Source organism: Pararhodonellum marinum (genome assembly GCF_015354735.1).
Taxonomy (GTDB): Bacteria; Bacteroidota; Bacteroidia; order Cytophagales; family Cyclobacteriaceae; genus Pararhodonellum; species Pararhodonellum marinum.
The window spans coordinates 264,471-291,247 of sequence record NZ_JACEFJ010000002.1 but is presented as its reverse complement, the minus strand read 5'-3'; the positions used below and the strand labels follow the sequence as shown (position 1 = coordinate 291,247).

The following is a 26,777-nucleotide window of genomic DNA, read 5'->3' as shown; positions in this document are numbered from 1 at the left end:
TAAAATGAACCCGAAGGATTTTCGCAAACACGCTCATGAACTGGTTGATTGGATGGCCGATTACCTGGAAAAGAAGGATTCCTTTCCTGTTACCCCCAACCTCAAACCTGGGTCTATCAAGAGCAAACTGCCCGAAAAAGCACCTGATGAGGGAGAAGCGTTTAATAAAATCATGTCCGAATTCAATTCGATTATCCTTCCGGGGATGACCCATTGGCAACATCCCAAGTTTTTTGGCTATTTCCCCGCCAACAGTTCCCCTCCATCTGTATTGGCAGAAATGCTGACCGCCACATTAGGGGCTCAATGCATGTCTTGGCTTACCTCACCTGCAGCGACTGAATTGGAAGAAAGGATGGCAGACTGGCTGAGGGATGCAAAGGGTTTGGACCCTAGTTGGAAAGGAGTGATTCAGGATACTGCTTCAACAGCTACACTGTGTGCCTTGCTTACTGCGAGAGAGAAATTTTCCAAGTATCAAATCAATAAAAAGGGTTTTGATGGTTATGGAAAATTCAGGGTCTACAGTTCGACGCATGTCCACTCTTCTATCGATAAATCGCTTATGGTGGCAGGCATTGGTAAGGAAAATTTGGTAAGAATTGAGGTAGATGAACATTTTGCCATGGTTCCGGAAGCCTTGGAATCGGCCATTAAGGAGGATCTGGCTGCGGGCTTTACTCCTTTGTGTGTGGTTTCCGCACTTGGGACCACTTCCTCGACCGCCATTGACCCCGTTGCAGACATTTCCGATGTATGTGAACAATTTGGAATATGGCACCACATTGATGCGGCGTATGCAGGGACGGCTTTATTGCTGCCCGAGTATAGATGGATGATCAAGGGTCATGAAAAAGCTGATAGCTATGTTTTCAATCCGCACAAATGGATGTTTACCAATTTTGACTGTACGCTACTGTACCTGAAAGAACCTCAATATCTAGTCAACACCTTTTCCCTAACCCCGGAATACCTGAAAACTGCTTCGGATGGGGAGGTAAACAACTACAGGGATTGGGGAATTCAATTGGGAAGAAGATTTAGGGCTTTGAAATTGTGGTTCGTTATTCGCTCATACGGTTTACAGGGTATTAGGAATAAGTTGTATTTCCATTTACAACTTACCCAACTGGCCAAAAGCTGGATAGAGGCTGAGGGCAGTTTAGAAATCGTGGCACCAGTTCCTTTGAATACCATCTGCTTTCGGTATGTGGAGAAAAATGCCTCTCTAGACCAGTTAAATGACTTCAATGCACGATGGATGGATGCGGTCAACCAAACTGGGGAAGCTTTCTTTTCACATACCAAACTGAATGGCCAATTTGTGATCAGATGGGTCATTGGGCAAACAGACGTTGAGGAAAAACATATCCAGGAAGCCTGGAGTTTATTGTTGGAAAAGCTTGGTTCTATAACCCCAATAGACCTCCCTTAGCCTTTTTACCAATATGCCCAGATCAACCCATGATACTTTTTCTCCCGAAATGATCAAAATCCTCAAGATTTTTGGTTTGGGATCTTTGTTTCTGGTATTGCTGCTCTCCTTTTTTAATGAAAAAAGGGCAAGGAATTCCGGTGAGGAAATCATGTCTATCACTTCTTCCAGCAGACTTTACTTTAAAAACATCAGAATGGCATACTATGATGCTGAAGGAAGAGCCGATGCAAAAATGAACATTTACAGATATGGAAAAAGGGTACAATCGAAGGAAAAACCATTGCTAAACCTTTCCATCATCATCAACCGAGTCAAGGATGAGGCCTACATTTATTTGGAGCCTAATGAATTGTTGACTTCCGCTTCTCCTTTAAGACTTCAATGGAGAGATGCAATGATTCAGGAAGAAGGAGAGTTGGTTTTTTACAACGGGGACAAATTTGCCCATTTTCATTTTGTGGAAGAATTGTACCCTTTAGTCCTGAATAATGCGTATGTTGAGGTAGAAATAGAGGGCATTTGGCATGAAATACTTCAAACCCAAGAAGAAAGGGATGCCTTCCGCATCACTTGTGCTGACTATTTTCGATTGATAGAAAACCCAAAATGACCATTTGCATGGAGCTCCAAAGGATCAATAACCTGTGGAAGTTTCTGGCCCTCAAAAACAACTTGCCTTTGACTGTATCAGCAGAGGCCGACATCAAATATGTCATCAAAAAGGGGGGATTGGAGCTGACACATTGCTTTAACCAAAAGTTTCTGAAACAATCCTCACTTAAATTGAAGGAAGGCACCTTCAATGAGAATCAGATTGCCCATTTTTTTAACGACCAGAAATTGCGGTTTGGCTTTGACCATGCTTCTTTTAATCCTCCCCATTCAAGGATTTTTTTCCCTAAAGATTTGCTTCAGCTCAAGACAAAATATGACCTTAAAGTACAAAAAGACAGAAATGGCCATTTCGAAATTACCATTCAGCCATTTTCACCCAAAAATATTTATGACATATTGAATGCTACCAACTTAATTTCAAGGACCTTGTGGAAAAAAAACTATTTTGCAGAAGGAATAAGGAATTAGGCTAAAGCCATCTTTTGAAAGAAACCAAAGGACTGGGATATTGGTTTTCCAGCTTGGAAATCCCATTCTGTTTCAAGGCTTGCTTGTCAAGTTCGTGGGGATTATGGATCTCAAAACCTTTTATTTTCTGCAACTCAGGAACCCAAGTCCTTACATATTCCCCCTCTTTGTCATAGTTTTTCCCCTGCCTTAGGATGTTGAAATACCGATTTTCTCTGGGGTCATTGCCAACGCCGCCAACGTACATCCAATTGCCCCAATTGCTACATACATCATAATCGATCAATTTGCATTCAAAATATTGAGCTCCCCAAGTCCAGTCTATGTTAAGGTCATTGACCAAGAAACTGGCTACAATCTGACGGCCTCTATTGCTCATGAAACCAGTCTGATTGAGTTCCCTCATGTTGGCATCCACGAAGGGAACCCCCGTCAATCCATTCTTCCAGTTCTCAAAGACAGCTTCATTTCTTTCCCAATCGCCTAGCTGATTTTTAATGCCTTGAATCTGAAAAACTTTATTGCCGTGTTTCTTACAGATAAATCTGAAATAATCCCGCCAAATCAGTTCGAAAATCAACCAATACGTGGATTGGTTTTTATGCCGTTCCTTTTCATATCGGACTACCTCTTGGTAGACGAATCGTGGAGAAAGACATCCCAAAGCAAGCCAAGGGGAGAATTTGCTGCTATAATTTTCACCTAACAACCCATTTCTGGTTTCTTTGTAGGACTTTAAAGCATTTGTCGTCCAGAAATAATGATTCAGCCTTTTTTGCCCCTCCAATTCCCCTCCTTTAAATGCCAAAACAGCTTTAGATGAGAGGTTTTCCTCTTCTATACCAAATTGGGATTTGCATGGCAGATCAGTATTGGCTAACTTCTTTTCCTGAAAGACAGGAATTTTTGGAAAAGGCAATGTAGGCCTGATTTCTGACATTTTCTCACAGACCTTTCTGAATTGGGTAAAAACCTCAGGAGTTTGGTTCACTGGAAAGGGTAGATCATCTAGGTGGTAAAGCGTGTGTTGCCAGTAGCTTTCAGTTCCTATTCCCTCAGACCATGCCTTCTCTTCCAGTGCTTTTTCCACTTTTATTTCTTCATCGGTGACTTCTTGAGAAAAATAGATGGATTTGGCATTTATGGATTTTCCTAATTTCGGAATTTCAATTTCAGGATGACCAACCAGCAAGATCAGGTTACTTTTTATTTGAATTAAAGACCTCTTCAAGGCATTTACAGATTCCCAAAGAAATTTTGCCCTGAACGATCCAGTTTTAGGCAACCCTAGAAAAGTCGGGGCAAAGTGCCTGGGATCAAAACAGTAAACAGGGACTACTTCTTCGGCGTTTTCACAGGCGTAAAATAAGGCTGCATGATCATGCAGCCTTAAGTCATTCCTAAACCAAACTATCACTTTATGATGCTTCATTTGGATTTAGAACAGGTTGTTTAATGAAAGTGTTTTGCAAAAAATTAAAATAATAAAACTGGCCTTTCAAAACCAATTCATAAATATTTGGCTAAATTGATAGTAAATTCTTTAACACAAAGAATTAAAAATTAACGCAAAGGCAATTTCCATAAATCTACGATCATCGTTTCTCATCACGTGCTTTATTTGCTATGAATGGTCATTTTTTAACCAAACCTTTTCCATATGTACTCCTTTTGTCTAAAAGACTGGGATTGAGTGTGGGCTTGATGGTGGTTGTGACTTTTATTCTAATTTTTATGGAACCTTATGACATAGGTTTGAAAATCATAAGGCCCAGGAATTTATTGCTGATGGGATATGGTTTTTGTGTTTTAATAGTGGATTTACCATTGATTGTCATTGAAAGGGAGTTGGTACTTAGGATAAAAAGAAAGTGGACTTTGCGGGCCGAACTTACCTATCATTTTCTGTTGTTTGCCTTGACTGGCATTTTAATCTATGCCTATGACCTTAGCATTATCAAACATGAAAAACTATACTGGAATCATTTAATGTCATTTGGGATCCAATTTGTATTGCCATTTACCATACTTATTCAGCCCGTTCTTTTTTACATCCGGAAGAAGCAAGGAGTACTGATCAAAGAGACAGCGCTAGAAAACCGGGAAATCCAATTGATCGGCAAAAACAAAGAGGATCGGCTTACGCTGCCGGACAATCAACTGCTATTTTTCAAATCTATGGACAATTATGTAAAAATTTTCTACTTGGGCAGCGATGGAAAAGTCAACGCGATCATGATGCGAACCACGCTGAAGAAATTGGCAGATCAAGCGCCATTTATGGCCAATTGTCATCGAAGTTACATGATAGATCCCTTTCATATCAAAGAACTTAAAGGCCACAAACAAAACGCAACGTTGGTTTTAAATCATGTGTTAGAAGAGATTCCTGTTTCCTCTACCTATTTCGAAAGGATAAAAAATTTGGTTGACGGATAATTTCGCCACTCAAACCTATTATTTCACCACAAATTTTATATACACACCAATTTTTATTCTTTTTCTGCCACAGCCATTTTTTTCTTAACCTCTTTAGTTTTTGCTTTGTATTCCAATAAGGATGGTGTTCCTTCCATCTTAGCCTCATTAATTTTAAATTCTTCAAAAACATCTGGTAGAAAGGTTGCTATAATCACCCAATAGACCTATTCAACCAGGTTGGGAGCGGTGTCCTTGCGGCATCGCTCTTTATTTTTTTGTCTGAAAAGCAAACCAACATTTTTCAAGAAATAGAGATTATTAATAAATGATTTAGTTTGAAAAATCCTTTTATCTTTTTAACTATCGGCTTAATCCTTTTTCCTAACTTCTATGATCAATTCAAGATCCCGCTTGTTCCTTTTTTCATTGATTTTGCTCCCAATGATAAGCTTTTCTCAGCAGACCAAAGAAATTGCTATCAAAACCAACATTGAAAAGGTTACAGTTTTCAGAGAAGGGGCACAGATTTACCGGAAAGGTGAAACCCGCCTCAACTCTGGAGAAACCTCCCTAAAAATTAAAGGCCTTTCCCCATACCTAGACCCCAAAAGCATACAAGTCAATGCCATGGGAGATTTTGTAGTGCTAGCCATAAACCATGAGGTCAACTACCTTGAAGAGTTGGAATTGGACAGGCAAAAGGAAATTTTTGAAAAAGAATTGGCTGACCTAGACAAAAAACTGGATCAAATCGATTCCCGAAAAGCGGTTTTAGATGAAAAACAAAGTCTGCTTAATGCCAATAAAACGCTGGGCGGTGTGAACAATGGGGCAACCATTTCACAATTGAATGAGGCCCTGAACTTCTTTGAAACCCAGTTGACTCAGATTAAAACAGAGCATTCAAAAATCAGACAGGACCAAAAAGCCCTTTTAGAACAAAAAGAAAAAATTCAAAAACAGCTTAATGATACTAAAAGCGCAAAAAGGAAACCTAGCGGTGAAATTGAAATAAAGCTGAAAGCCAGTGTACAAGGAGAGGCTAAAATAGAGTTTTCTTATTTGGTATCAAATGCAGGCTGGTACCCAAAATATGACATCAGGGTGGATGACATTGAAAAACCACTTAATATTCAATACAAAGCAGAAGTCTATCAAAATACAGGGATAGACTGGGAAAAAGTTAAACTGACGTTTTCCAATGGTAATCCCAACCAAAGCGGTGTAGCTCCCGAACTAAGGCCTTGGCGGTTAAATTATGCCAGAAACACCATTTATTCCAAAGATGATTTCTTGGGTATTAGGGGTCCACAAGGGAGTATCAGCGGGGTGGTCTACGATCTAAGTGATCAAATGCCGCTTCCAGGAGTAAACATTCAGATTCCCGGAAGTACCCTAGGTACAGTCACAGATCTTCAGGGGCGATTCAGTCTTACACTTCCCAAGGATGCAAGAAGTTTAAGGTTTTCCTTTGTTGGATTTTTAACTCAGGAGCTGCCTATCTCCGGTCCTCAGATAACTGTTGGCTTAGAACCAGATACTCAAGATCTAGAAGAACTTGTCGTGGTAGGATATGGTGTCAATGAAAGGAACCTTCAGGGACGCGTGGCCGGGGTTAATGTCCGACCTGCACCGAAAATGGCACAATCGGTTACTACCATCACTGTAGAAAATCAAACCTCAGTTGAATTTGAAGTGGAGGAACCCTACAGTGTGGCTTCCAATGGGCGAGCTCTCACCGTAGATTTAAAAAATTTAGAGATAGAAACTGTATATGAGTATTATGCCATTCCCAAGATAGACAAAGATGCATTTTTGGTAGCCAAGATCATTAACTGGGATCAATACAACCTGTTGGAAGGAGAGGCTAATCTCTATTTTGAAAAAGCATATATCGGAAGGACAATCTTGGACGTCAAAAACTTTTCTGACACCTTGAACATTTCATTGGGCAGGGATCGAAACATCCTTCTAGCAAGAAACAAGGTAGATGAATATAGTAAACGAAGAACCATAGGGGCGAATCAAGTTGAAACCAGAGGTTTTGATATCTTGGTGAGAAATAAAAAATCCCAAGCTATCAGATTGATTCTATTTGATCAGATTCCGGTTGCTGCCATAAGTGAGATAGGTGTTCTAGCCACCGAACTTTCCCTTGGCCACTTGGAACCAGAAACCGGTGAAATAAGATGGGAATTGGATATCCCGGGACAACAACAACAAGACCTTAAGCTGCAATATGAAGTAAAATATCCTAAGAGAGAACGGGTAATATTGGAGTAAGTGCTAAGGTGCAAAAATTTGACTGGGATCCTGAAAGGATTTGAATTCCAGCGCATTGCCACTGGGGTCCATAAAAAACATGGTGGCTTGTTCGCCGGTTTCCCCTTTGAATCTGATATAAGGCTCTATAATAAATTCCATACCTGCGTCCTTGAGCTTATCAGCAAGTTCATGCCATTCTTCCCAAGGCAAAATGGCTCCAAAGTGACGGACCGGAACTTGTTTTCCATCCACCTCATTGGCATGAGAAGCAGCGAGTTCCTCAGGTTTCAGGTGAGCGGACAATTGATGTCCAAAGAAATTAAAATCGATCCACTTTTCCGTGCTTCTTCCGATCTCACAGCCAAGGAGTTTGCCGTAAAATTCTCTGGTTTCCTCAATGTCCCTAATAGGAAAGGCCAGGTGAAAAGGCTTGAATTGGTCCATAATTGATGTAATTTTGTTTTGCTTGTTTCCAGAAGCAAATTTATATGATAATTGTGGTAAAATGCGCATGAAGAAAAAAACCGTTGCTTTGGTACTGTCAAGCGGGGGAGCAAGAGGCTTGGCGCATATAGGGGTCATAGAGGCGTTGGAGGAAGCTGGATTTTCTATCAGGGGCATTGCCGGATGTTCCATGGGGGCATTGATCGGAGGAGTTTATGCCAAAGGTAAGCTGCCGGAGTTCAAGGATTGGATCTGCCACTTGGATCGAATTGATGTTTTTTCGCTTATGGATTTTACTTTTTCAAGCAGGGGATTTATCAAGGGAGAAAAAGTATTTAATGTCATCAAGGGTTTTGTTGGAGACGGAGAGATAGAGGAGTTACCCATTCCCTTTTTATGCAATGCGGTGGATATCAATCTTGGTGTCGAAAAGGTTTTTTACCAAGGCAGCTTGTTTGAGGCAATAAGGGCATCTGCCTCTATACCTACTGTCATCAAGCCGGCCTATTTTGGTGGATCAGACTATATCGATGGGGGTGTGATGAACCCAATACCGCTTGACTTGGCTAGGAATTTCAAAGCGAATTACCTGATGGCTTCTGATGTAAATGCCCCTTTGTCCTGTTTCATTGAACCACCCAAGTTTACCAAATCTGAAAAATCCATCATGGCCGTTCCATCTTGGGTCGTAGAATATCAGGCAAAAATGAGCAAGTTTTTTCCCAAAGAAAAAGAGCTTAAAGAAAAACCGAAGAGCTTGGGATTTCTGGATCTGATGAACCTTTCCTTTGACATGATGCAGGATAGGTTGTCCGATTTGTTGGTACAGCAATATGCATTGGACCTTTTGGTAGAAGTGTCCAGGCGTCAATGTGGCACTTTTGAGTTTTACAGGGCTTCTGAGATCATTCAAATTGGAAAGGAATTAACTGAGGAGGCTTTGATTAAGAATGGATTGGTAAAGGAATGAATGTAAGCGATCTAAATAAGTTGTTGGGAAATATCGATATCTATCTTTTAGATCAGATCCTGAAAGGAAGGTTTAGCAAGGATATGAAAATACTGGATGCAGGTTGTGGAGAGGGTCGAAATCTCATTTATTTTTTGAATGAAGGGTACCAAGTTTTTGGAATTGACCAGGATCCATTGGCGATTCAGATGGTAAGATTGACCGCTAAATCCATCCAAAAATCCTATGATACACTTCGGTTTCAAAGGGCAAAAGTGGAAGAGATACCTTTCCATGATGGTGCTTTCGATGCTGTGTTGAGTTCTGCCGTGTTGCATTTTGCCGATAGCCACGATCATTTCGAAAGGATGTTTGAGGAAATGATGCGGGTTTTAAAGACCGGAGGCTTGCTTTTTTTAAGAATGACAACTGGTTTTGGTGGAATGGAAGAATTAGCCCTTCCCCTTCAAAATGGAATTTATCAATTGCCTGACGGCAGCGACAGGTATCTTTTGACACAAGAAATTTTGGAAAAATTATTGGATTTTTACCGATTGAAGGAATTAGAACAGCCCAAATCTGTATTGGTTCATGGAAAGCGGGCAATGGGGGTGTTGGTTATGGAGAAAGGATAGATTGCAAATAAGGGTCAAAACCATCCCGCCAAGGAGCCTAGTGCAAATACTCCCACTGCAGCCAAGGCGATGCCGCCTGCCAGGATAAATGATTGAACAGCACTGGTTCTTTTTACTTTTATGGCCTGAATCTCATCTAATTCAAATTGCATCAGCTTCGGTTCGGCTTTGATTCTATTCTGGGTTTTCTGGAACCCCATCCCCATAAGCTTTCCATCCATAAGCTGTTCAAAATCCAATAGATAAAGACTCCCGTCCTGGTGGGCCACCATAACTTGGTCACCCCGTTCAAGCGCCTGAACCTGCAGCGGAAGATCTTGAGAAGCTTTGATATTTTGATAGGACTTACATGACGTAATTTGAATGAATAAAGCACTGAGGACAATTGCGTAAAGTATGTTTTTTTTATTCATAGCTTGAGTGCCTAAGTTGGGATTTATTAACATTGTTCAGTATGGGTATCCTTTGCCTTGCTTAGAAATTCCTGCATGGGACTTCTATTAAAAGTACCACAAATTTCTTTTTTTCCCTAGGTCTTTAAATTTCTCCATCCTAATTTTTTGGAAGCCTTTTATCAGTATTTATTTCCAATCTTACCTGAAGTATAGGAAATTCCAAGGGATTGGTTTATTTTGATCCTTCCCATCCTAAGTACCCTGGAATCCATTCAATCACGGCGAAGACCTATGCACTTTAATGTTCGATTCAGCTTACTATTACTAATTTGTTGCTTATCTCTTCTTTTGTTTGCAATTCCTGCAAACGCACAGGAAAGAGAAATCCACTTTAGGGTCAATCAAGTGGGATATCTACCAGATGATCAAAAGGAGGCGATTCTGTTTAGCGATAAACCCATTCGAGGCAAGGTATCCCTGATTGATGAGAAAACCGGTAAGGCAGCAGGGACATTTCAACCAAGGAAGCTTCTGGCTGGGTGGGGGAATTTCAAGTACTACAGCGCAATTGATTTCTCCTCCATTAAGGAAGAAGGACAGTATCATCTGAAAGGTCCATCCCAAAATTACCGCTCAGCTTCATTTTCCATTTCAAAAACGGCCTATATGGGTTATCAGGAAAATCTCCTGGAATTCATGCGTCAGCAAAGGTGCGGATATAACCCGACCTTGGACATGGTTTGCCATGCCAAAGATGGGCGGACTTTTTTTGGTCCAATGCCTGATAGCACTTACGTGGATGTAACTGGAGGCTGGCATGATGCGGGAGATCAGCTGAAATACCTCATTACCGGAAGTTATGCCACCGCCCATATGCTGAAAGCCTTTGAAATGTATCCTGACAGATTTGATGATCAGCACAATGACCTGGGACAGCATGGGGCCAATGGAATACCGGATATTTTGGATGAGGCAAAGTGGGGATTGGATTGGATTCACAAGATGCATCCAGCCCCTGATCAATTGTTTCATCAGGTAGCAGATGACCGGGATCACAAAGGTTTCAAAATACCCAACCAGGACAATGCCGATTATGGTTGGGGAGAAAACAGTTACAGGGTAGCTTATTTTGCCACTGGACAACCTCAAGGACTCCAACAATACAAAAGTGTAGCAACTGGAATCGCCAATCTGGCAGGAAGATCAGCCGCAGCCATGGCCATAGCGGCTAGGATTTGGAAAAAGATTGATCCAGCCTTCGCAGCCAAATGCCATCAGGCAGCCCTCTCCCTATATGCATTGGGAAGAGCGCAGGAAGGCTTTCAGCAAGGCAACAGTTATGGGGCACCTTACCGATACAATGAAGAGACTTGGGCGGATGATATGGAATGGGGAGCCGCAGAACTTTACAAGCTGACCCTGGATGAATCTTATCTTAATCAAGCCAAAGTGTATGCGCGTAAGTCCAATACCATCGATTCATGGACAGTCAAAGACACCGCTGCTCATTACCAACTGTACCCATTTGTAAATTTAGGGCATTTTGTACTGCATGAATTTGTAGATAGGAATTTTAAGGATACCTTGGAGATGTATTACCGGGATGGAATTGAACACACACTATCCAGGGCTGAGAAAAACCCATTTCATGTTGGTGTACCCTTTATTTGGTGTTCCAATAACCTGTTGACCAGCCTGATTACACAAACGATTCTCTACGAAAAAATGAGTGGTGACCTACAATTTGATTCGTTCCTGATGGCCCAAAGAGATTGGCTTTTTGGAAGAAATCCATGGGGAACGAGCATGTTTACTGGAATACCGGAAGGGGGAGAATTTCCGGTGGAGGTTCATACCAGTCTATATGTGCTTAAAGGTCTGGAAGTAAAGGGAGGATTGGTGGACGGGCCTGTATATGCGTCTATTTACAACAGTCTTTTGGGTTTGAAACTGGAAAAAACGGATAAGTTTAGTCGGTTTCAAAACAACCATGTGGTTTACCATGATGATGTTGGGGATTATTCCACCAATGAACCTACCATGGATGGAACTGCAGGAGCAATTTTGATGATGACACATTTCGGAAACGCAACACCTAATAAATAATCAAATATAATGAAGCAAGCATGGATTTACACATTTGCTGTATGCCTACTTTGGAGTTGTGGGCCGGCTGAAAAAAATGAAGAAATAAAAGTGGAAAAAAAAGAAGTGGTCAAGGAAAAGAAAGACAATAAGCCTTTGTTGCGGCATGTGGTGTTGTTTTCCTTTAAAGAAGGAACTACTCAGGCTGAAGTAAAAGAGGTGGAAGATGCTTTTAAAGCTTTGCCCAAAAAAATCCCCCAAATCAAAGGCTTCGAATGGGGTACCAACAACAGTCCGGAAGGATTGGACAAAGGTTTTACCCATTGTTTTTTTCTGACTTTTGAAAGTGAAGCCGATCGATATGTTTATCTCCCTCATCCAGACCACAAGGCTTTCGGAGAGGTCCTGAAGCCCTACCTGAAAGATGTACTGGTAGTGGATTATTGGACCACTCAATAAGTATGGGTCGGATCTTAATTTATGGGGCCTATGGTTATACTGGGAAACTTATCATAGAGGAAGCTTTAGCCATCGGCTTAAACCCGATAGTGGCGGGTAGGAATCCGGGGAAAACGAAAGCTTTGGCCAGCGAACATGGTCTGGATTTCAGAATCTTTGGTTTGGCAAACAAAGATGAAATCATTAATGGGCTCAAAGGGATCGATCTGGTATTGAATGCAGCTGGGCCTTTTGTCCAAACCGCCAAGCCTATGGTGGAGGCTTGTTTAGCAAGTAAAACTCATTACTTGGATATCACCGGGGAGATTCCTGTGTTTGATTGGGTGAGTAAACATCATGAGGCTGCTTTGAAATCAGGGATATGTCTGATGCCAGGTGCTGGATTTGACATCGTTCCTACTGATTGCATGGCCAAAAGGCTTCACAAAGCCATGCCTGATGCCACTCACCTTGAGTTGGCATTCGCCAGTCTTGGTGGAGGAGTTTCTCACGGTACCATGCTGACCATGGTAGAGAATCTCGGTAATTCTGGGGCCATAAGGGAAAACGGAAAGATTGTAAACAATCCAATTGGATCCAAAGGAAAATACATTGATTTTGGACTCAAGAAGCTGTTTTGTATGAGTATTCCTTGGGGAGATGTGGTGACTTCTTTTTACACCACAGGTATTCTCAACATCACGGTTTTCACTGCCGCTTCAAAAAGCACCTTCCGCTTTTTGAAACTTCAAGGCTTGTTCAACCCCATCCTGCGAACAAAATGGGTAAAAAATACCATCAAAAAATACATCAATAAAAAAATCACCGGCCCTTCACGGGAGAGTAATAAAAACGGAATTTCTTTAATTTGGGGTGAGGTAAGCAACAGTCAAGGAAAAAAACATAGTCTGCGATTACAGACCAGAGAAGGCTATTTGTTGACAGCGAAAATGTCAGTCCTCCTTATAAAGAAGGTTTTGGAGAAAGGTCCCGTTGGTTTTCATACACCTGCTGCTTGTTTCGGAAGTGACCTCATCCTTGAAATAGAAGGGTCGTCTTTCCTGGAACAATAGCCTATCGGGTATCTATTTGAAGGTTTTGTAGAAAATTGGTCAAGGCCACTCTCCAATTGGGATCAGCATCCCATTTAGGGCCTACATAAAGTTCATTTCTCACCAGAAACCGGATGTAATATTTGATCACAATCCTGTTTTTGTCAGCTAAATCTGAGGAATTTAGCCCCATACTTTCCATCAAGTCAGCTTCCCTGCCCTCTACTTTGACCAGAACAAACTGAACGCGTTCACCAATAAGTTCTTGATCGGATTTAAAACTGGTTAAATATTCCACTTGATGTGGATAAAAGTTTTTGACGACTGCTTCAACGCCGGCCCTTTCCGCTTGTTGTTCCGCTTCTATCGCTGCTGCTGATTTACCAAGTAGGTCATATCTAAAGGAAGTCAGCAAGGCAGATTCTCCTGCTACTCCGGAAAGGGGAATACCAAGTTTAAAGGTTTCCAGATTTAAAGGATTTCGAGCAATAAAACGGTTTGTTTCGCCACTGAGCCCTCCAGGCCCCGAAGCAGAAAGGAATTCGGGTACATCTATTGCCAGCAGATTTTGACTTTTATGATTGGTACCCGCGGCTTTCACTCTTTCACCAACTTCCTTTACGGTAGGTGCGCTTGTGCTCCAGATATTTCCTGGACTGAGGATATTTTTGTCTTTGGTGTAGCTTCCTATGTTTAAGTGGATTTGTCCATTGCTGGTCCGAGATAAAATGATGATGTTTTTGATTTGCCGTCGGTTAAAAACATTCGCATAGCCAGCCTGTATTTCTTCCGAAAGGATGATGTCCTCCAGTTCATAATAAGCCACCGGGTCACCGCCGGCGTCTAAAAGTGAAGAATGAATTTCTTTGGAAATATCCTGCCAATCTAAAATAGGTCTTGCGTCTGGAGCAGCCGACACCAGTACAATGGCCTTGCCATCCCAAAAATTTTCTGGTAGCGTGCCTTGAGCAGCAACGATTTGGGGAGTACAAATCCAAGCGATTAAAGCAAAGATATATTTTGTCATTTTCTTGAGAGGCATGAGCCAATTTTAGTAAATTCAGCGCTAATTCACCAGAATTTGTGGTATTATCACCTTTCTTGTTTTATCGGCATTTTTTTTGAATGACCGATAAAAACATATTGCGACAAATAATAAAGAAAGGAATAGACGGATGAATTACCAAAAGGTGATTTTGTGGCAAACAAATTCCTTACCAATATACGTTAATTAACGAAGCATTAATTTGATCATTATGAGAAACCCCCTTAAACTGTTTTTTTTAATACTTTTCTTCGGTCCTCAAGTTCTTTTCTCCCAAGAGATCAACAAAGAACAGCTGCTGACGGATCTGCAATACCTCGCTTCCAATGAACTTCAAGGGAGAAAAACCTTGACACCGGGAAATGTACTGGCCCAACAATTCATCAAAGATAGGTTTGATTCCTTAGGGCTATCCAGTCAATTTCCTGATTTCACCCAGCATTTTAACTTTTACAACAGAAAAGAAAAAATCACTTATGAAAAGGCGGTCAATCTTGTTGGATTTGTAGCAGGAAGTGAAAAAGAAGATATTATATTGATTTTGGCGCATTATGACCACTTGGGAAAAATCAATGAGCAGGTTTTTTTAGGAGCTGACGATAATGCCTCCGGAGTCGCTGCATTGTTGCAATTGGCTGGATATTTTTCTTTCGAAAGACCCCTGCACTCTATGATTTTTGCAGCTTTGGATGCGGAGGAGATGGGCTTACATGGGGCAAAAGCTTTGTTGGAAGATTTCCCTTTTGATAAGTCTCAAATCAAATTGGTAGTAAATTTAGATATGGTCAGTAGAAGTAAGGATCAGGAACTCTTTGCGGTAGGCACCCATCATTATCCAGAATTGAAAAGACCCCTTGAAAATGTGGCAAAAAATGCATCGATCAATTTAACACTGGGAAAAGATATTCCTGGAACGGGTAAGGAAGATTGGAGTCAGGCATCTGACCACGGTCCTTTTCATGCAGCAGGGATCCCTTTTATTTATTTTGGGGTGGAAGACCATGAAGACTATCATCAGCCTACAGATACGTTTGAAAACATAGATCAGGATTTCTATTTTGAGGCGGTAAAAACCATTTTAGAAGCCTTAAGGGAATTTGATGCGCAATAGGTTTTTAGGATTTATACACGGTAAAAAGTGATTTTTGGAAAAATTTTAGCATATTCGCAGCACAAAGGGTCGTTAGCTCAGTTGGTTTAGAGCGCTGCCTTGACAGGGCAGAGGTCATCAGTTCGAATCTGATACGACCCACTATTTCTTCACTCCTCACTATCATCAAACAGCCGGTTTTCCCCTCCTAAAACCCCAACGTCACCTGTAATCCAGTAGGTTTTGGTAGGTTTTTTTCATCTTTTCCGGAGACCGTTTCATATAGAACATCATGAATACCGTCAGGTTGGAAAGCTGCACCCTCAGCCAGCTGTTGTGATCGTATTTTCGGGCGGAGACCAATATGTTTTTGGGAATGATTTTAAAGGCATATTTTCTTCTCAACCTGATCAAAAAATCATAATCCTCCATGATGGTATACTTTTCATCGTAGCCCCCCACATCCTCAAAAACTTCTTTAAGGATAAAAAGTGTCTGGTCTCCTCCCCTGCACATCAATCTGTCAAAGCGGGTAAAGTAGGCATTGATTTTCAGAATTTTTCGTCCAGAGTCAAACCGGTACCGGTAACATCCGGCCATATAACCTTCTTCTAAGGCTGCCTCGATGTCCGATACAAACGTGGCCACAGGCAGGGTATCGGCATGAACAAAATAAAAAACCTCCCCTTTTGAAGCTCTTGCACCGAGGTTCATCTGGGTAGCCCGGCATTTTTGGGGACTGTGAAGTACCTTGGCCCCGAGTTTTTTAGCTGTCTCTACAGAGTTATCCACACTACCACCATCCACCATGATTACCTCCACTACCGAATGGCTCCCATTTTCAAAAATAAAGGGAATCAACCGACTCAGGTTTTTGGCTTCATTCAGCACCGGGATGATCACACTTAGCTTCATAATTTACATCATTATCATAGGGTGGGGTTTTCCTCAGTATGGGCCTGATACCAGCATATACGCCATTAGTTGATCCGTTGGATCACATAATTCTTGATCGGGCTTTGCATCACCGCTTTTTCGAACTTGCCTTCCTTATAATAATACCGGTTGGTGTTTCCGTCTATTTCCACCTGATAATATGCATCATTGATCTTTTTGATGGGGCTGACCAAACCATAATTTTCAGCAATCATTTCTTTAAATTCAACAGGCTCTTCAAAGTACATCCGGATGCCTGAAAAATGCATGGGTTTTTCCAGAGAATCCAAGAGGGCATAACGATAGGTTTCCGCATTGATGTGATACTGATTTTCCACCCATTCAATAGTTGATTGATAATCCCCTTTGTTGGAAACGGAAGTGACCTTAGACTTGATAAATTTCCCGTTTTCATAATCAGAAAAAGTCTTCACATCCACTTTAACCCTGCCAAAAAACCAGAAATTCACTTCACTGTTCAGGATGTAACTGGTATTGCCATTGTCCTGAATGGCAGTGGCTTGTACCTCTCCGATTTTTATTCCCGCCACCTTGATGGCAAATGTATCCTCTGTTTGCTGGGCAGTAGCCGTTGCACAACCTGCAAAACACAATACACAAAAGAGAACAAAACATCTCATTTCCTCACCCATCCCGTTAAATCAACAACAACCACCCCCGTCATAAAAAAAGGTGGAATCTGATATGAAAATGTCACTTCTATCCAGCTTTTTCAATGCCAAGGCAGTCTTATCACATACAGACAAAGGCTGATTATTCATTAGCGTATGTCCGTTTTGATCGTCAAAATAGGCCTCTCTGCCAAAGTATATGGCAGTTTTTCCCGTGAATATACAAGGTCCATCCGATGGCATAGGGTCTTTAATGGCACAGACCTCCACACTTTCAAGAAAAATCAGGGCTTCCGTACCGTAATGCAAGGGATCCAGAATTCTATAGGGGCGTTTGGCTCTGATTTCCACTGTTCCGAATCCCACTGCTGTAATCATATCCAAATATTCCCTAAGGGATAAGGAACCGCTTAGGCAAAGTGCACGCAGGCGTTCGTCATTTTTAAGCTTGTCAGGAATGGGGTTTTCGGAAACCGGGTCACTCAAGACTAATCTACCATGTGGCTTCAGGACCCTGTACATTTCTTTTAGCGCTTTCTCCAGGTCTTCTTTGGTAAAAATATTGAAGAGACAGTTTTGTGCAGCAACATCCACAGAAGCATCTTCTAAGGGCAGGTTGAGGGCATTTCCTTTTCTTAGAGAAATAAAATCCCTGCTGAACCACTCATTGTTTTTTTCGGCCTCCAACAGGTTTTGATCACAGGCCTGCAGCATCTCTTCCACTACATCCACCCCGATTATTCCCGCCTTTTTGCGGGAAAAGTAGGCAAACTGAAAGATTTCCATGCCACCTCCGACGCCTACATACAGTACCGTGGGCTCATTGACCAGATCTCTGGGATTGACCGTGGAACCACAGCCATAATTCATTTCCAACATGATCTTGGGCATGGATAAACCAGGCAATTGCCAAACCGGTGTGGTGGTACAACACAGCCCCACATCCGGGGTAAGGGCTGCCTGCCGGTAAACATCTACCGTAGTATCCAAATAATCTTTCATAGATGATTTCAATGGGGGTGATTTTTTTACAAGTTTCGATTGTTGCCGGTTTCTGCATTTTAACCTCAGGAAGTAGCTCCACCGCAACTGGACCCTGCCCCGGCAGTGCATCCGAAGCAATGTTGTCTGACGATGATCTCCCTTCCCGTCAAGGCTTGCTGATTCCAGGTGGAGATGTGCTGGCTGTTTTGAGCAGCTACTTTTAAGTCCAGCATCTGATTGAAGTCACAGTCATACAGATACCCATCCCAGCCAACTGAAATGGTAGTGCGGCACATGACATTTTGCGCAGCCACAGGGTTAAAGGCCTCCATCAGTTTTTCCATATATCCTTCATAATTGCCACTGCTGACCAGGTATTCCAGAAAGCGGCTGATGGGCAGATTGGTGATGGCAAAAAGGGAATTGAACTGTATTTGATATAGGTCCCAGAGCTTCTTTTTAAACTGATCTTCCAAAGCGCTTTGAGCAGCAGGCAAAAAAGCCCCTGCTGGATTATAGACCAAGTTAAGGATCAGGCCGGAATCCGGCATTCCGTATCCGATTTCATTCAGCATTTCCAAAGCCTTGATGGATTTTCCAAAAACACCCTCACCCCGCTGGGAGTCTGTTTTGATGGCCGTAAAATAAGGTAAGGAAGACACGACCTCAATGCGGTGTTTTTTGTAAAATTCTGGAAGATCATGGTATTTGGGATTGGCCAGAATGATGGTCAGGTTACACCTGACGATGATTTTGATGGATGGGCTGATTTTCCTGATTTCTTCCACAAACCACCTGAAATCCGGGTTCATCTCAGGAGCGCCACCGGTTAGGTCCACTGTCTTGACTAGATGTTGCCGGATGACCTGAAGGCAAGCTTTCATGACTTCCCGGGTCATGATTTCTTTTCTGTCCGGACCCGCATCCACATGACAGTGCTTGCAAACCTGATTGCACATTTTACCCATGTTGATTTGTAAAATCTCTATTTGGGTAGGTTTCAACGGGTACAAGCCCACATTTGCCAGCTTATCTGAAAAAAGTTGTCCTTCGTTTTCAGTACTTTCCAGTACTTCCAACTCATATTCGGGATTGGAAAATTGATTGGATCTTGCCTTTAATGACTTCATCACATGGATAGTTCTTTCGCTTTGTTCATCATTTGGGTGCTGTGTACCAGAGAAGCCCCACCCCGAATGGCAGCAGCTACGTGCACCGCTTCCATCATTTGCTCTTCATCGCATCCTTTTTCAAGGGTATCGACCGTGTAGGCATCGATGCAATAAGGACATTGGATGGCATGGGCTACTGCAAGTGCGATCAGGGATTTTTCTCTTGCAGTCAAAGCACCTTCCTGGAATACAGCACCATAATAATCGAAAAATTTGTCAGCTAAGGGTTTTTGAAAATCAGCAATTTTGCCAAATTTTTTGAGGTCTTCGGGATCATAATATGTTTTCATGGAATTTATTTTTGTGGTGATTAGTATTAGTTTTTCAAGCTTGCCAGCCAAAATTGAAAAACAGGATGTGATTGGAATTGTTTCATATTCCTTTTCTATGAATTTCAATATACGACAATTTGATAGAGGGTAGATTTGCCTGATTGTGTTTTTTTTGATTTTGTCGCCTTAGCGACGCTCAGTGATGATGATGCCTTAAAACCAAATACCTTGCTTTTTAAAATAAATTGAGCCGTATTTGAAAAGGAATTGGTTTAGCTAAGCGAAAGGAATTATCTTCGGGCTTCATTTCAATGTCGTATCATTCAATCTTCAATAATGAGAAAAATTTACTTCAGTTTGTTCATGCTGCTGCCTCTGCAGCTTGTTTTTGCCCAAACCAAAAGCCCTGCAGAGTTTCTGGGCTATGAATTGGGAGAACGTTTCACACCGCATCACCAAATCATCGCCTATTTTGAGCATGTAGCAGCCAATAATGACAATGTAGAACTGGAGCGATATGGGGAGACCTATGAGCTCCGTCCGTTGGTTTTGGCATTTGTATCCTCCAAATCCAACATGGACAACAGGGAACAAATCCGTCAGGATAACCTAAAGCGGATCGGTATGCTGGAGGGCAACCCTACCGGCAAAAAGGTGGCCATCAACTGGCTCAGCTATAATGTCCATGGGAATGAAGCCGTATCTTCTGAGGCCACCATGATGACCCTATGGGAACTGGTCAATCCATCCAATCAAGCCACCAAAAAGTGGCTGGAAAATTCGCTTGTGATCATCGATCCCTGTATGAACCCCGATGGCAGAGACCGGTATTCCAATTGGTACAACCAGAAAAAGAATAAAAGAATGCAGCCTGATCGGCAATCTGTGGAGCACAATGAACCTTGGCCAGGTGGGAGACCTAACCATTATCTTTTTGATCTGAACAGAGACTGGGCATGGCAGACCCAGCAGGAATCACAGTTTAGGCTATTGAAATACAATGAGTGGATGCCTCATCTACATACGGATTTCCATGAGCAGGGCATTGACAGTCCTTATTATTTTCCTCCGGCGGCTGAGCCTTTGCACAAGCAACTCAGCGCCTTCCAACATGAATTTCAGGATCTTGTAGGACGGAACATTGCCAAATACTTTGATCAAGAGTCATGGTTTTATTTTACCAAAGAGCGCTTCGACATCCTCTACCCCAGCTATGGTGACAGCTGGCCCATGTATAACGGAGCCATTGGCATGACCATAGAACAAGGGGGCTCTGGAAGGGCTGGTATAGGTGTGTACACGGCAGAGGGGGACACCCTTACTTTAAAAGACCGGATTCTTCACCACCACACTACCGGCTTGGCCATCGTGGAGGTGACTTCCGACCATGCCGAGAAGGTGGTGGATGAATTTCAGAAGTATTTCAACAGCAACCGACAAAACCCAACTGGTAAGTACAAAAGCTTTGTCATCAAAGGGGATCAAAACCAGGAAAAACTGGCTGAATTGCTGAATTTGTTGGATAAAAATGGCATTCAATATGGCATGGGTCCCAACAGGTCAGGACTAAGGGGCTACGAATACCAGACGGGCAAATCCGCTTCTTTTGCGGTGTCTGACAAAGACATCGTCATCAATGCTTTTCAACCTAAATCCGTTTTGACCCAAGTCCTTTTTGAACCCAATCCGGAACTGGCTGACAGCATTACCTATGACATCACGAGTTGGGCACTTCCTTATGCCTATGGCCTTCAGGCTTATGCTTTAGAAAGCAGGCTGGATGCAGGAAGAGCTTATGAAAAAACGGCCTTTAACAGCAATCAGGTAAGTGGAAAGCCTTTGGCCTATATTGCCCCTTGGTCGGCCACCGTTCATGCCAAATTTTTGGCAGCCTTGCTGAATGAAGGCATCAAAGTCAGGTATGCGGCCTATCCCTTCGAAATTCAGGGAAAATCCTATGCTCGGGGATCCCTGTTGATTACGAGGAGAGGGAATGAATACAAGGCGGATTTTGACAAAACCGTGGTGGATTTGGCCAATCAACATCAGATTGCCCTCAGTACTTCCAACACCGGATATGTGGACAAAGGCAAGGATTTTGGTTCTGGAGATGTTCATTTGATTACTGCTCCCAAAGTCGCTCTGATCGGTGGTACAGGGGTCAGTTCTTTAAATTTTGGCGAGCTTTGGCATTTCTTTGAACAAGAGTTGGATTACCCGCTGAGCATCCTGGAAAATGACCTGATGGGTAGGTATGATCTCAGTAAATATGATGTGCTGATCATGCCTTCAGGAAATTACAGTGGGCTTGGAGATGCAGGCACGCAGATGCTGAAAGACTTTGTATCCAAAGGCGGTAAGGTCATCGCGATCGATGGTGCCTTGAATTTCTTTGCCAACAAGGAGGGCTTTGATCTGAGAACCTATGATTCTGAGGATGAAAAGAAAGAAATAGAAAAAGTGCAGGCCGCCATCGAAAGGGAAGAACGCATTGCAGATCAGCAGGAATCCGAAAGGTTGAACATCTCCAATTTTGCAGCCGGAGCAATTTTTGAAGTTAAAATGGATCCCACCTACCCCCTTTCTTATGGAATGGATGGAAGGTTTTATACCTTAAAGAATAATGGAAACCGATTTGCATACCTCAACAAAGGGGTCAATGCCGGTATAATTCCAAGCAATGAAGCCTATAGAACCGGATTCATTGGGTACAAGGTCAAATCTAAAATGCCTGAATCTTTGGCTTTTGGGGTGGAACCCCAGGGAAGGGGCCACATAATTTATATGGTGGACAACCCCAGTTTCCGGAACTTCTGGCAAAATGGCAAGCTGATATTGGCGAATGCGATTTTCCTCGTAGGTAAATAAAAACAGGCCTGAATCCCAACAAAAAAGCGGCTCCATCAATTGGAGCCGCTTTTTGTTTTTCAGGGGTTTAATTGGCCCATCAGATTTTTAAGCCGGATGATCCTTTCAGAAGGGTACAGATGCGCCGCTTTGATCAATTGATAATAAGCCTTCTTGTAACTTTTTTGATTAAATTGGTCGATGGCATCGTTGTAATACTGCAGGCCGGCCAATTCCTGGAAATCTACAGTTTGAAAAAGTTTTTTATTGGCATGGTTTGTCTCAAGTTTGCTAAGTCTCCTGTTTAGGTCTAAATCATCTATGTTGTTTTCTGTAGGAAGCATAGACGCAATAAATGCCTCAACATTTTTCTGATCGGCCTTAAAGCCTTTCAGAGAATCAGTGCTTTCGAAAACATAAGTTTGCTTTCCACTGTAAGCGAGTAAAAATACGTGGTAATCGGTTTCTATCAACTTGAAATCATATCCATACCGCTCTAACAACAAGGCGAAAGCAGCAGATCCACTCACACAATCAAACACTCCGTTTTTTAACATTCCGGAAAAATCAGAATGGATTTCGTATTCTACAAGCAAAATTCGTTGGGTGTTATAAAAAACTTTCCTTAAAAATTTTTCATTGGAACGCTTCTTTTCAAACTGACGGTCCAGCTTAACCAATAATTTTTCCCATTTGTTTGCCTGAAGGTTCTGTTGAGGATTTACACTTTGAAGCAACAGAAAAGGATTGTCTTGGTGTTGAGTGAACAAGGTAAGTTCTAAGGAATCTTCAAAAATATCATGATAGGTGGGCATACTTGTTTGTTGGGATTGCGCATAAAGTCCCCAAAGCCCCAAACAGCAAGTGAAAAAGTATTGCTTTATCTTCTCCATTCCTCCCCAATGTTAAGTAATTGTTACCTAATATAACAATTACTTAACATTGAGTCAAGTTCAGATCAAAATCTTAACATTGAGTTAACATTGATAGATAAATTCCGGCGCAATGAAGGATTGTCTAGCCGCACTTATCGATGGTGATAAGGCTCGTTTTTCAAAATAGTAAATGCACGATAGAGTTGCTCCAAAAAAAAGGGCCTTATCATTTGATGTGAAAAAGTCATTTTGGATAAAGAGAGCTTTGAGTTGGCCCGCTGATACACCTGTTCAGAGAAGCCGTATGGTCCTCCGATGACAAAAATAAGCTGTTTGATCCCCGCATTCATCTTTTTTTGCAGGTATTCAGAAAAATCGATGGATGTATAGGATTTGCCTGTTTCATCCAAAAGAACAAGTTCATCTGCGGCCTGCACCTTTTTGAGAATCAATTCCCCTTCCTTTTCTTTTTGTTTGGCTTCGTTCAGGCTTTTGCTGTTTTTTAGATCAGGAATGATTTCAAGCTCAAAGCGAATGTAAAAGCCCAACCTTTTGCAGTATTCTTCTATCAGGTTTTGTATGGCAGGATGGTCAGTCTTACCAACAGCCAAAAGTTTTATTTGCATGTATTAAAAGTAAGGAATACCTAATAAAATGAAAAGTATAGTGTGGTTACTAGCTTAAGAAATGACTAAAAGTAAAATATTACTAAAAATAAATTTTTAAATTGCTGAAAGCATGTGATTTATGGATTAAAAAAGGTTGCTATGCAAGGATCGGTTTGTATTACAGGTTTACTCCTAACTATTTTGGTCATGGGATTTGCACAAGCCCAAATGACCGGTAAAGTGATCAGGGAAAATCTTGGCTTGGAGTTTACCATTCCAGAAGGATGGATGGGCCAGGAAACAGATGAAGCCATCATACTGGGGTCGAATCAAGTAGCAGGTTTCGTGTACCTCACTTTGCATGAGCACGAAACGATGGCTGACATTCAACAGGAACTGAGACAAGGCTTCTCCGATGGAACCACAACCCATATGATGCCAACAGGTGTTTTTGAGGACTTCGATTTAAATATGGTTGGAGTTACTTTTGAAGGGACTATGGAAGGACAGGCTGCCAAGGCTTTTGTCGTGGCAATACTAAATCCTGAGGGCTATGGTATAAGCATGATGGCAGCTACTGAAGCCAACCTATACAATACAGATTATGAATCGGTGGCAAAAACCATTGCCAGAAGCTTTAGGTTCAAGAAAATGGAATCTGAAGGCGAAATTGCTGCTTGGAAACAAAAATTAAGTAATCAGGCATTAAATTACATCAGTTCCTATTCAAGCGGTAGTTCTGGAGGCACATCTGCAGAATCCAAGATTGACTTATGTCCCAATGGCCTTTTTACATTCAGAAGCACCTCGCAGTTAAGCGTTGATGTTGGAGGCGCTTTTGGGAGCTCCTCGAGTCAAGACGGTGGTACAGGAACATGGGAGATTGTATCCAATAAACGAGGTGGAGCCAAACTTATGATGTTTTTCGATGATGGCAGGGCTTGGGAGTATGAATTGACCAGCAACGACCAAGGTCATACTTTTTTAAACGGAAGAAGATATTTTGTCATAGGTCCAAATGACCCCAATGGCCGGGGGCCCAATTGTTTTTAAAAATAGTCAAACGATTTAGATTTGTGTTTGAAATCAAAATAAAAATAAACCAACAACAAACATAATTTTTTTTATAAACTTTTGGCAAACAATCAGATAGGGTTTAAGCTTATAAGATGCATAGACCAAAAAAACAATTACCATGAAAAAATTATTGTCATTCGCGTTGATTGCCACTTTTTTAGTGACGTCCGCATTTACGCTTAACAGAGATGCCTCCACTTTCGCAGACGAAGACATTGTGGATTTAGCTGCTCAAACAGATTTCTTGTCTACATTGGTAGCTGCCGTGAAAGCTGGCGACCTGGTTGACGTATTAAAAGGAGATGGTCCATTTACCGTCTTTGCCCCTACCAATGAGGCTTTTGCAAAACTTCCTGCGGGAACCGTTGAGAATTTATTGAAGCCTGAGAACAAAGCGCAACTTGTCGCTGTGTTGACTTACCACGTGGTACCAGGAAAAGTTTGGTCAAAAGATTTGAAAAATGGTCAGAAAGCCAAAACAGTTCAAGGTTCTGAAGTGACTGTATCATTGAAAGATGGTAAAGCCATGATTAACGGTGCCAATGTGACTACTGCGGATATTGAAGCATCAAATGGTGTGGTACACGTCATCGATAGTGTTATATTACCCCCTATGTAATTGAAAAACGTTTTTTTAAAAAAGCCATCTTGATCAGATGGCTTTTTTTGTTTCAATACCAGAAGTATATCCTTTTCTTTTCAAAATCGTTTCTACAAATTTTTTATCGTTCTCTGAATTAAAAATCTTGAAGGGCAAATGGATAAATTGCGCTTTGGACATGACCAAGACAAAAGCATTTTTCGTAATGTTCGCACTTTTTATCATGTTCCAGTTGATGGGCATTCCTTGTTTGGGATTGATTTTCATCAAAACTTGCTGACTGCTGATTTCATAAGACAGTTTTTCAAACATGGGTTTATTTTGCTCCATTTGGGTAACCCCTGCAAATTGTATAACCCAAAATAAGAGGTACAATATATAGGCTAAAATTGCCATACTGATCCACCACCAAGAAGGAATCCAGAAGTATCCGCAAGCAATGGCCACTGCTATCAAAGCAACCCACCATTGTTCTTTCAGGATATTGGCAAGGCCCATTTTGATATAGGTCCCTGTTTCTAGTTTGTATTTTTTTGTTTTTACGATCATGATAAATTTTTTCCGTGGGCAAATATCACATGATATCCCTTATTTAGCAAATAGATCAATTATTCTTAAAAAAAATCCGTTTATTTTCAACAAAGCTAATAAGCTGTGTGTTAGAATTTTGACATCTTGAAAATAATCTTGTAAATTAAGGGAAATTTAGAAATTGTGATGAGTAGTTTGTTTATAGATTTAATCTTGGTTGGAGTGGCTTACGTCGTTCTGATTTATTTTGTAGCGACTTTAACCAAAGCAAGGCTAAATCATGGAAAAGACAATGATAGCAATGACGGAGATGGTGGGGTGGAAAACATTACACCTCCCAAAATTGATTTGCCTCCCGGAGTCATTTGGCCCAGTGACAGCCCTGTCAGAAGAAAAAGAACAGACCCTATAGAAGCCTAAGCGCATTTGTTACATATTCCCTGAACCAAAACATTCACTTCTTTACTTTTATAACCTTTTGGTAAGGCAATATTTGGTAGACTTATTTCCTCTATACAATTAGTCAATCCGCATACCTCACACTTGAAATGGACATGGTTGTGGTCATGTTGTTCATGTTCTTCGTGTTGATGACTACAAAGCGCAAACTTTGCTGCCCCACTATCATCAAGTACTTTGTGAATAAGGTCTTTATCCAAAAAAGTCTTCAGTGTCCGGTATAAAGTGACACGATCAAAGTTTTCCTTCAAAACCTCTTCCAAATCAGCATGTGATAAAGCTACCTGTCTGCTGATAAATGTATTCAAAACATCTATTCGGCAATCAGTGACTCTCAGGTTATTTTCTTTCAGCAAGTGGGTAGGTTTCTCTGACATTTTTCGAGATTTATTAAATGGCTTAACAGCAGTAGAGTAAAAATAATTCTAATTTTCGAGAAACAA

General features: G+C 41.6%; 29 protein-coding genes and 1 tRNA gene. 16 read left to right on the top strand and 14 right to left on the bottom strand.

Annotated features, from left to right (window positions below):
- Positions 1-4: 4 nt before the first annotated feature.
- The 3 genes from H1A14_RS05040 to H1A14_RS05030 are packed head-to-tail and all read left to right on the top strand — an operon-like array spanning position 5 to position 2,521.
- Positions 5-1,435 carry a pyridoxal phosphate-dependent decarboxylase family protein gene (locus tag H1A14_RS05040; RefSeq protein ID WP_194775132.1) on the top strand — a complete coding sequence of 477 codons (1,431 nt, stop codon included), beginning with the start codon at positions 5-7 and terminating at the stop codon, positions 1,433-1,435.
- A 13-nt stretch (positions 1,436-1,448) separates the two neighbouring features.
- A complete protein-coding gene (locus H1A14_RS05035; protein WP_194775131.1) occupies positions 1,449-2,048 on the top strand; it encodes a hypothetical protein in 600 nt (199 codons plus the stop codon).
- Positions 2,045-2,521: a hypothetical protein gene (locus H1A14_RS05030; RefSeq protein ID WP_228527587.1), complete on the top strand. Its 477-nt coding sequence runs from the start codon at positions 2,045-2,047 to the stop codon at positions 2,519-2,521. The genes H1A14_RS05035 and H1A14_RS05030 overlap by 4 nt, the downstream gene beginning before the upstream one ends.
- 1 nt (position 2,522) lies before the next feature.
- Here the strand turns inward: H1A14_RS05030 and H1A14_RS05025 are convergent, their stop codons facing one another.
- Entirely contained in the window at positions 2,523-3,953 is a 1,431-nt protein-coding gene (locus H1A14_RS05025) for a DASH family cryptochrome (protein ID WP_194775130.1), read from the bottom strand.
- Between the two features lie 239 nt (positions 3,954-4,192).
- Between H1A14_RS05025 and H1A14_RS05020 the strand changes: the two genes are divergently transcribed.
- Positions 4,193-4,960, top strand: a complete 768-nt coding sequence (locus tag H1A14_RS05020; protein ID WP_194775129.1) for a LytTR family DNA-binding domain-containing protein — start codon at positions 4,193-4,195, stop codon at positions 4,958-4,960.
- Positions 4,961-5,013: 53 nt separating this feature from the next.
- Here the strand turns inward: H1A14_RS05020 and H1A14_RS05015 are convergent, their stop codons facing one another.
- A complete protein-coding gene (locus H1A14_RS05015; RefSeq protein WP_194775128.1) occupies positions 5,014-5,157 on the bottom strand; it encodes a hypothetical protein in 144 nt (47 codons plus the stop codon).
- Between the two features lie 226 nt (positions 5,158-5,383).
- Here H1A14_RS05015 and H1A14_RS05010 point away from each other — a divergent pair, with 226 nt between their 5' ends.
- Positions 5,384-7,225, top strand: coding sequence for a mucoidy inhibitor MuiA family protein (locus H1A14_RS05010; protein WP_194775127.1), 1,842 nt, complete (start codon positions 5,384-5,386; stop codon positions 7,223-7,225).
- Positions 7,226-7,228: 3 nt separating this feature from the next.
- On the opposite strand, the gene H1A14_RS05005 is transcribed toward H1A14_RS05010, so the two are convergent.
- The gene (locus tag H1A14_RS05005) at positions 7,229-7,651 is read right to left on the bottom strand and encodes a VOC family protein (protein WP_194775126.1); all 423 of its coding nucleotides are present in this window, start codon (positions 7,649-7,651) and stop codon (positions 7,229-7,231) included.
- A 67-nt stretch (positions 7,652-7,718) separates the two neighbouring features.
- Here H1A14_RS05005 and H1A14_RS05000 point away from each other — a divergent pair, with 67 nt between their 5' ends.
- Together H1A14_RS05000 and H1A14_RS04995 are read left to right on the top strand one after the other, a co-directional pair.
- Positions 7,719-8,621 carry a patatin-like phospholipase family protein gene (locus H1A14_RS05000; protein WP_194775125.1) on the top strand — a complete coding sequence of 301 codons (903 nt, stop codon included), beginning with the start codon at positions 7,719-7,721 and terminating at the stop codon, positions 8,619-8,621.
- The gene (locus H1A14_RS04995) at positions 8,618-9,235 is read left to right on the top strand and encodes a class I SAM-dependent methyltransferase (RefSeq protein WP_194775124.1); all 618 of its coding nucleotides are present in this window, start codon (positions 8,618-8,620) and stop codon (positions 9,233-9,235) included. Before H1A14_RS05000 ends, H1A14_RS04995 begins: the two co-directional genes overlap by 4 nt.
- A 14-nt stretch (positions 9,236-9,249) precedes the next feature.
- On the opposite strand, the gene H1A14_RS04990 is transcribed toward H1A14_RS04995, so the two are convergent.
- Positions 9,250-9,648 (bottom strand): hypothetical protein, encoded by a 399-nt coding sequence (locus tag H1A14_RS04990; RefSeq protein ID WP_194775123.1) that lies wholly within the window; start codon positions 9,646-9,648, stop codon positions 9,250-9,252.
- 330 nt (positions 9,649-9,978) lie between these two features.
- Here H1A14_RS04990 and H1A14_RS04985 point away from each other — a divergent pair, with 330 nt between their 5' ends.
- The 3 genes from H1A14_RS04985 to H1A14_RS04975 are packed head-to-tail and all read left to right on the top strand — an operon-like array spanning position 9,979 to position 13,226.
- Positions 9,979-11,736 carry a glycoside hydrolase family 9 protein gene (locus tag H1A14_RS04985; RefSeq protein ID WP_228527585.1) on the top strand — a complete coding sequence of 586 codons (1,758 nt, stop codon included), beginning with the start codon at positions 9,979-9,981 and terminating at the stop codon, positions 11,734-11,736.
- A gap of 9 nt (positions 11,737-11,745) precedes the next feature.
- A complete protein-coding gene (locus H1A14_RS04980; RefSeq protein ID WP_194775121.1) occupies positions 11,746-12,174 on the top strand; it encodes a Dabb family protein in 429 nt (142 codons plus the stop codon).
- Positions 12,175-12,176: 2 nt separating this feature from the next.
- Positions 12,177-13,226 carry a saccharopine dehydrogenase family protein gene (locus tag H1A14_RS04975; RefSeq protein WP_194775120.1) on the top strand — a complete coding sequence of 350 codons (1,050 nt, stop codon included), beginning with the start codon at positions 12,177-12,179 and terminating at the stop codon, positions 13,224-13,226.
- Position 13,227: 1 nt separating this feature from the next.
- Here the strand turns inward: H1A14_RS04975 and H1A14_RS04970 are convergent, their stop codons facing one another.
- On the bottom strand, positions 13,228-14,232 hold the full coding sequence (locus H1A14_RS04970) for an NTPase (protein ID WP_194775119.1): 1,005 nt from the start codon (positions 14,230-14,232) through the stop codon (positions 13,228-13,230).
- Positions 14,233-14,461: 229 nt separating this feature from the next.
- Here H1A14_RS04970 and H1A14_RS04965 point away from each other — a divergent pair, with 229 nt between their 5' ends.
- Together H1A14_RS04965 and H1A14_RS04960 are read left to right on the top strand one after the other, a co-directional pair.
- Positions 14,462-15,361 carry a M28 family peptidase gene (locus H1A14_RS04965; RefSeq protein ID WP_194775118.1) on the top strand — a complete coding sequence of 300 codons (900 nt, stop codon included), beginning with the start codon at positions 14,462-14,464 and terminating at the stop codon, positions 15,359-15,361.
- 66 nt (positions 15,362-15,427) lie between these two features.
- Positions 15,428-15,502: transfer RNA gene (locus H1A14_RS04960), tRNA-Val, on the top strand.
- Between the two features lie 60 nt (positions 15,503-15,562).
- Here the strand turns inward: H1A14_RS04960 and H1A14_RS04955 are convergent.
- The 5 genes from H1A14_RS04955 to H1A14_RS04935 all read right to left on the bottom strand — a co-directional run bounded on the left by H1A14_RS04955 (position 15,563) and on the right by H1A14_RS04935 (position 19,354).
- The gene (locus H1A14_RS04955) at positions 15,563-16,255 is read right to left on the bottom strand and encodes a TIGR04283 family arsenosugar biosynthesis glycosyltransferase (RefSeq protein WP_194775117.1); all 693 of its coding nucleotides are present in this window, start codon (positions 16,253-16,255) and stop codon (positions 15,563-15,565) included.
- 65 nt (positions 16,256-16,320) lie between these two features.
- Positions 16,321-16,917 carry a DUF6134 family protein gene (locus H1A14_RS04950; protein WP_228527584.1) on the bottom strand — a complete coding sequence of 199 codons (597 nt, stop codon included), beginning with the start codon at positions 16,915-16,917 and terminating at the stop codon, positions 16,321-16,323.
- Positions 16,918-16,938: 21 nt separating this feature from the next.
- Complete coding sequence (gene arsM / locus H1A14_RS04945; protein WP_194775116.1) at positions 16,939-17,910, bottom strand: arsenosugar biosynthesis arsenite methyltransferase ArsM; 972 nt, start codon at positions 17,908-17,910, stop codon at positions 16,939-16,941.
- A 65-nt stretch (positions 17,911-17,975) separates the two neighbouring features.
- Positions 17,976-19,022: an arsenosugar biosynthesis radical SAM (seleno)protein ArsS gene (arsS, locus tag H1A14_RS04940; RefSeq protein ID WP_194775115.1), complete on the bottom strand. Its 1,047-nt coding sequence runs from the start codon at positions 19,020-19,022 to the stop codon at positions 17,976-17,978.
- A complete protein-coding gene (locus H1A14_RS04935; RefSeq protein ID WP_194775114.1) occupies positions 19,022-19,354 on the bottom strand; it encodes an arsenosugar biosynthesis-associated peroxidase-like protein in 333 nt (110 codons plus the stop codon). Before H1A14_RS04935 ends, arsS begins: the two co-directional genes overlap by 1 nt.
- A gap of 318 nt (positions 19,355-19,672) precedes the next feature.
- Between H1A14_RS04935 and H1A14_RS04930 the strand changes: the two genes are divergently transcribed.
- Positions 19,673-22,204 (top strand): M14 family metallopeptidase, encoded by a 2,532-nt coding sequence (locus tag H1A14_RS04930; protein WP_194775113.1) that lies wholly within the window; start codon positions 19,673-19,675, stop codon positions 22,202-22,204.
- A gap of 59 nt (positions 22,205-22,263) precedes the next feature.
- Here H1A14_RS04930 and H1A14_RS04925 read toward each other — a convergent pair whose 3' ends face one another.
- Both H1A14_RS04925 and rlmH read right to left on the bottom strand, forming a co-directional pair.
- A complete protein-coding gene (locus H1A14_RS04925; protein ID WP_194775112.1) occupies positions 22,264-23,076 on the bottom strand; it encodes a hypothetical protein in 813 nt (270 codons plus the stop codon).
- Positions 23,077-23,210: 134 nt separating this feature from the next.
- The gene (gene rlmH, locus H1A14_RS04920) at positions 23,211-23,684 is read right to left on the bottom strand and encodes a 23S rRNA (pseudouridine(1915)-N(3))-methyltransferase RlmH (RefSeq protein ID WP_194775111.1); all 474 of its coding nucleotides are present in this window, start codon (positions 23,682-23,684) and stop codon (positions 23,211-23,213) included.
- A 189-nt stretch (positions 23,685-23,873) separates the two neighbouring features.
- Here rlmH and H1A14_RS04915 point away from each other — a divergent pair, with 189 nt between their 5' ends.
- Together H1A14_RS04915 and H1A14_RS04910 are read left to right on the top strand one after the other, a co-directional pair.
- Entirely contained in the window at positions 23,874-24,719 is an 846-nt protein-coding gene (locus H1A14_RS04915; RefSeq protein ID WP_194775110.1) for a hypothetical protein, read from the top strand.
- A 142-nt stretch (positions 24,720-24,861) separates the two neighbouring features.
- The gene (locus tag H1A14_RS04910; protein ID WP_194775109.1) at positions 24,862-25,362 is read left to right on the top strand and encodes a fasciclin domain-containing protein; all 501 of its coding nucleotides are present in this window, start codon (positions 24,862-24,864) and stop codon (positions 25,360-25,362) included.
- Positions 25,363-25,395: 33 nt separating this feature from the next.
- Here the strand turns inward: H1A14_RS04910 and H1A14_RS04905 are convergent, their stop codons facing one another.
- Positions 25,396-25,893, bottom strand: coding sequence for a YcxB family protein (locus H1A14_RS04905; protein ID WP_194775108.1), 498 nt, complete (start codon positions 25,891-25,893; stop codon positions 25,396-25,398).
- Positions 25,894-26,061: 168 nt separating this feature from the next.
- Between H1A14_RS04905 and H1A14_RS04900 the strand changes: the two genes are divergently transcribed.
- Positions 26,062-26,295 carry a hypothetical protein gene (locus H1A14_RS04900; RefSeq protein WP_194775107.1) on the top strand — a complete coding sequence of 78 codons (234 nt, stop codon included), beginning with the start codon at positions 26,062-26,064 and terminating at the stop codon, positions 26,293-26,295.
- Here the strand turns inward: H1A14_RS04900 and H1A14_RS04895 are convergent.
- Positions 26,292-26,711, bottom strand: a complete 420-nt coding sequence (locus H1A14_RS04895) for a Fur family transcriptional regulator (RefSeq protein WP_194775106.1) — start codon at positions 26,709-26,711, stop codon at positions 26,292-26,294. The genes H1A14_RS04900 and H1A14_RS04895 overlap by 4 nt on opposite strands.
- Positions 26,712-26,777: the final 66 nt, after the last annotated feature.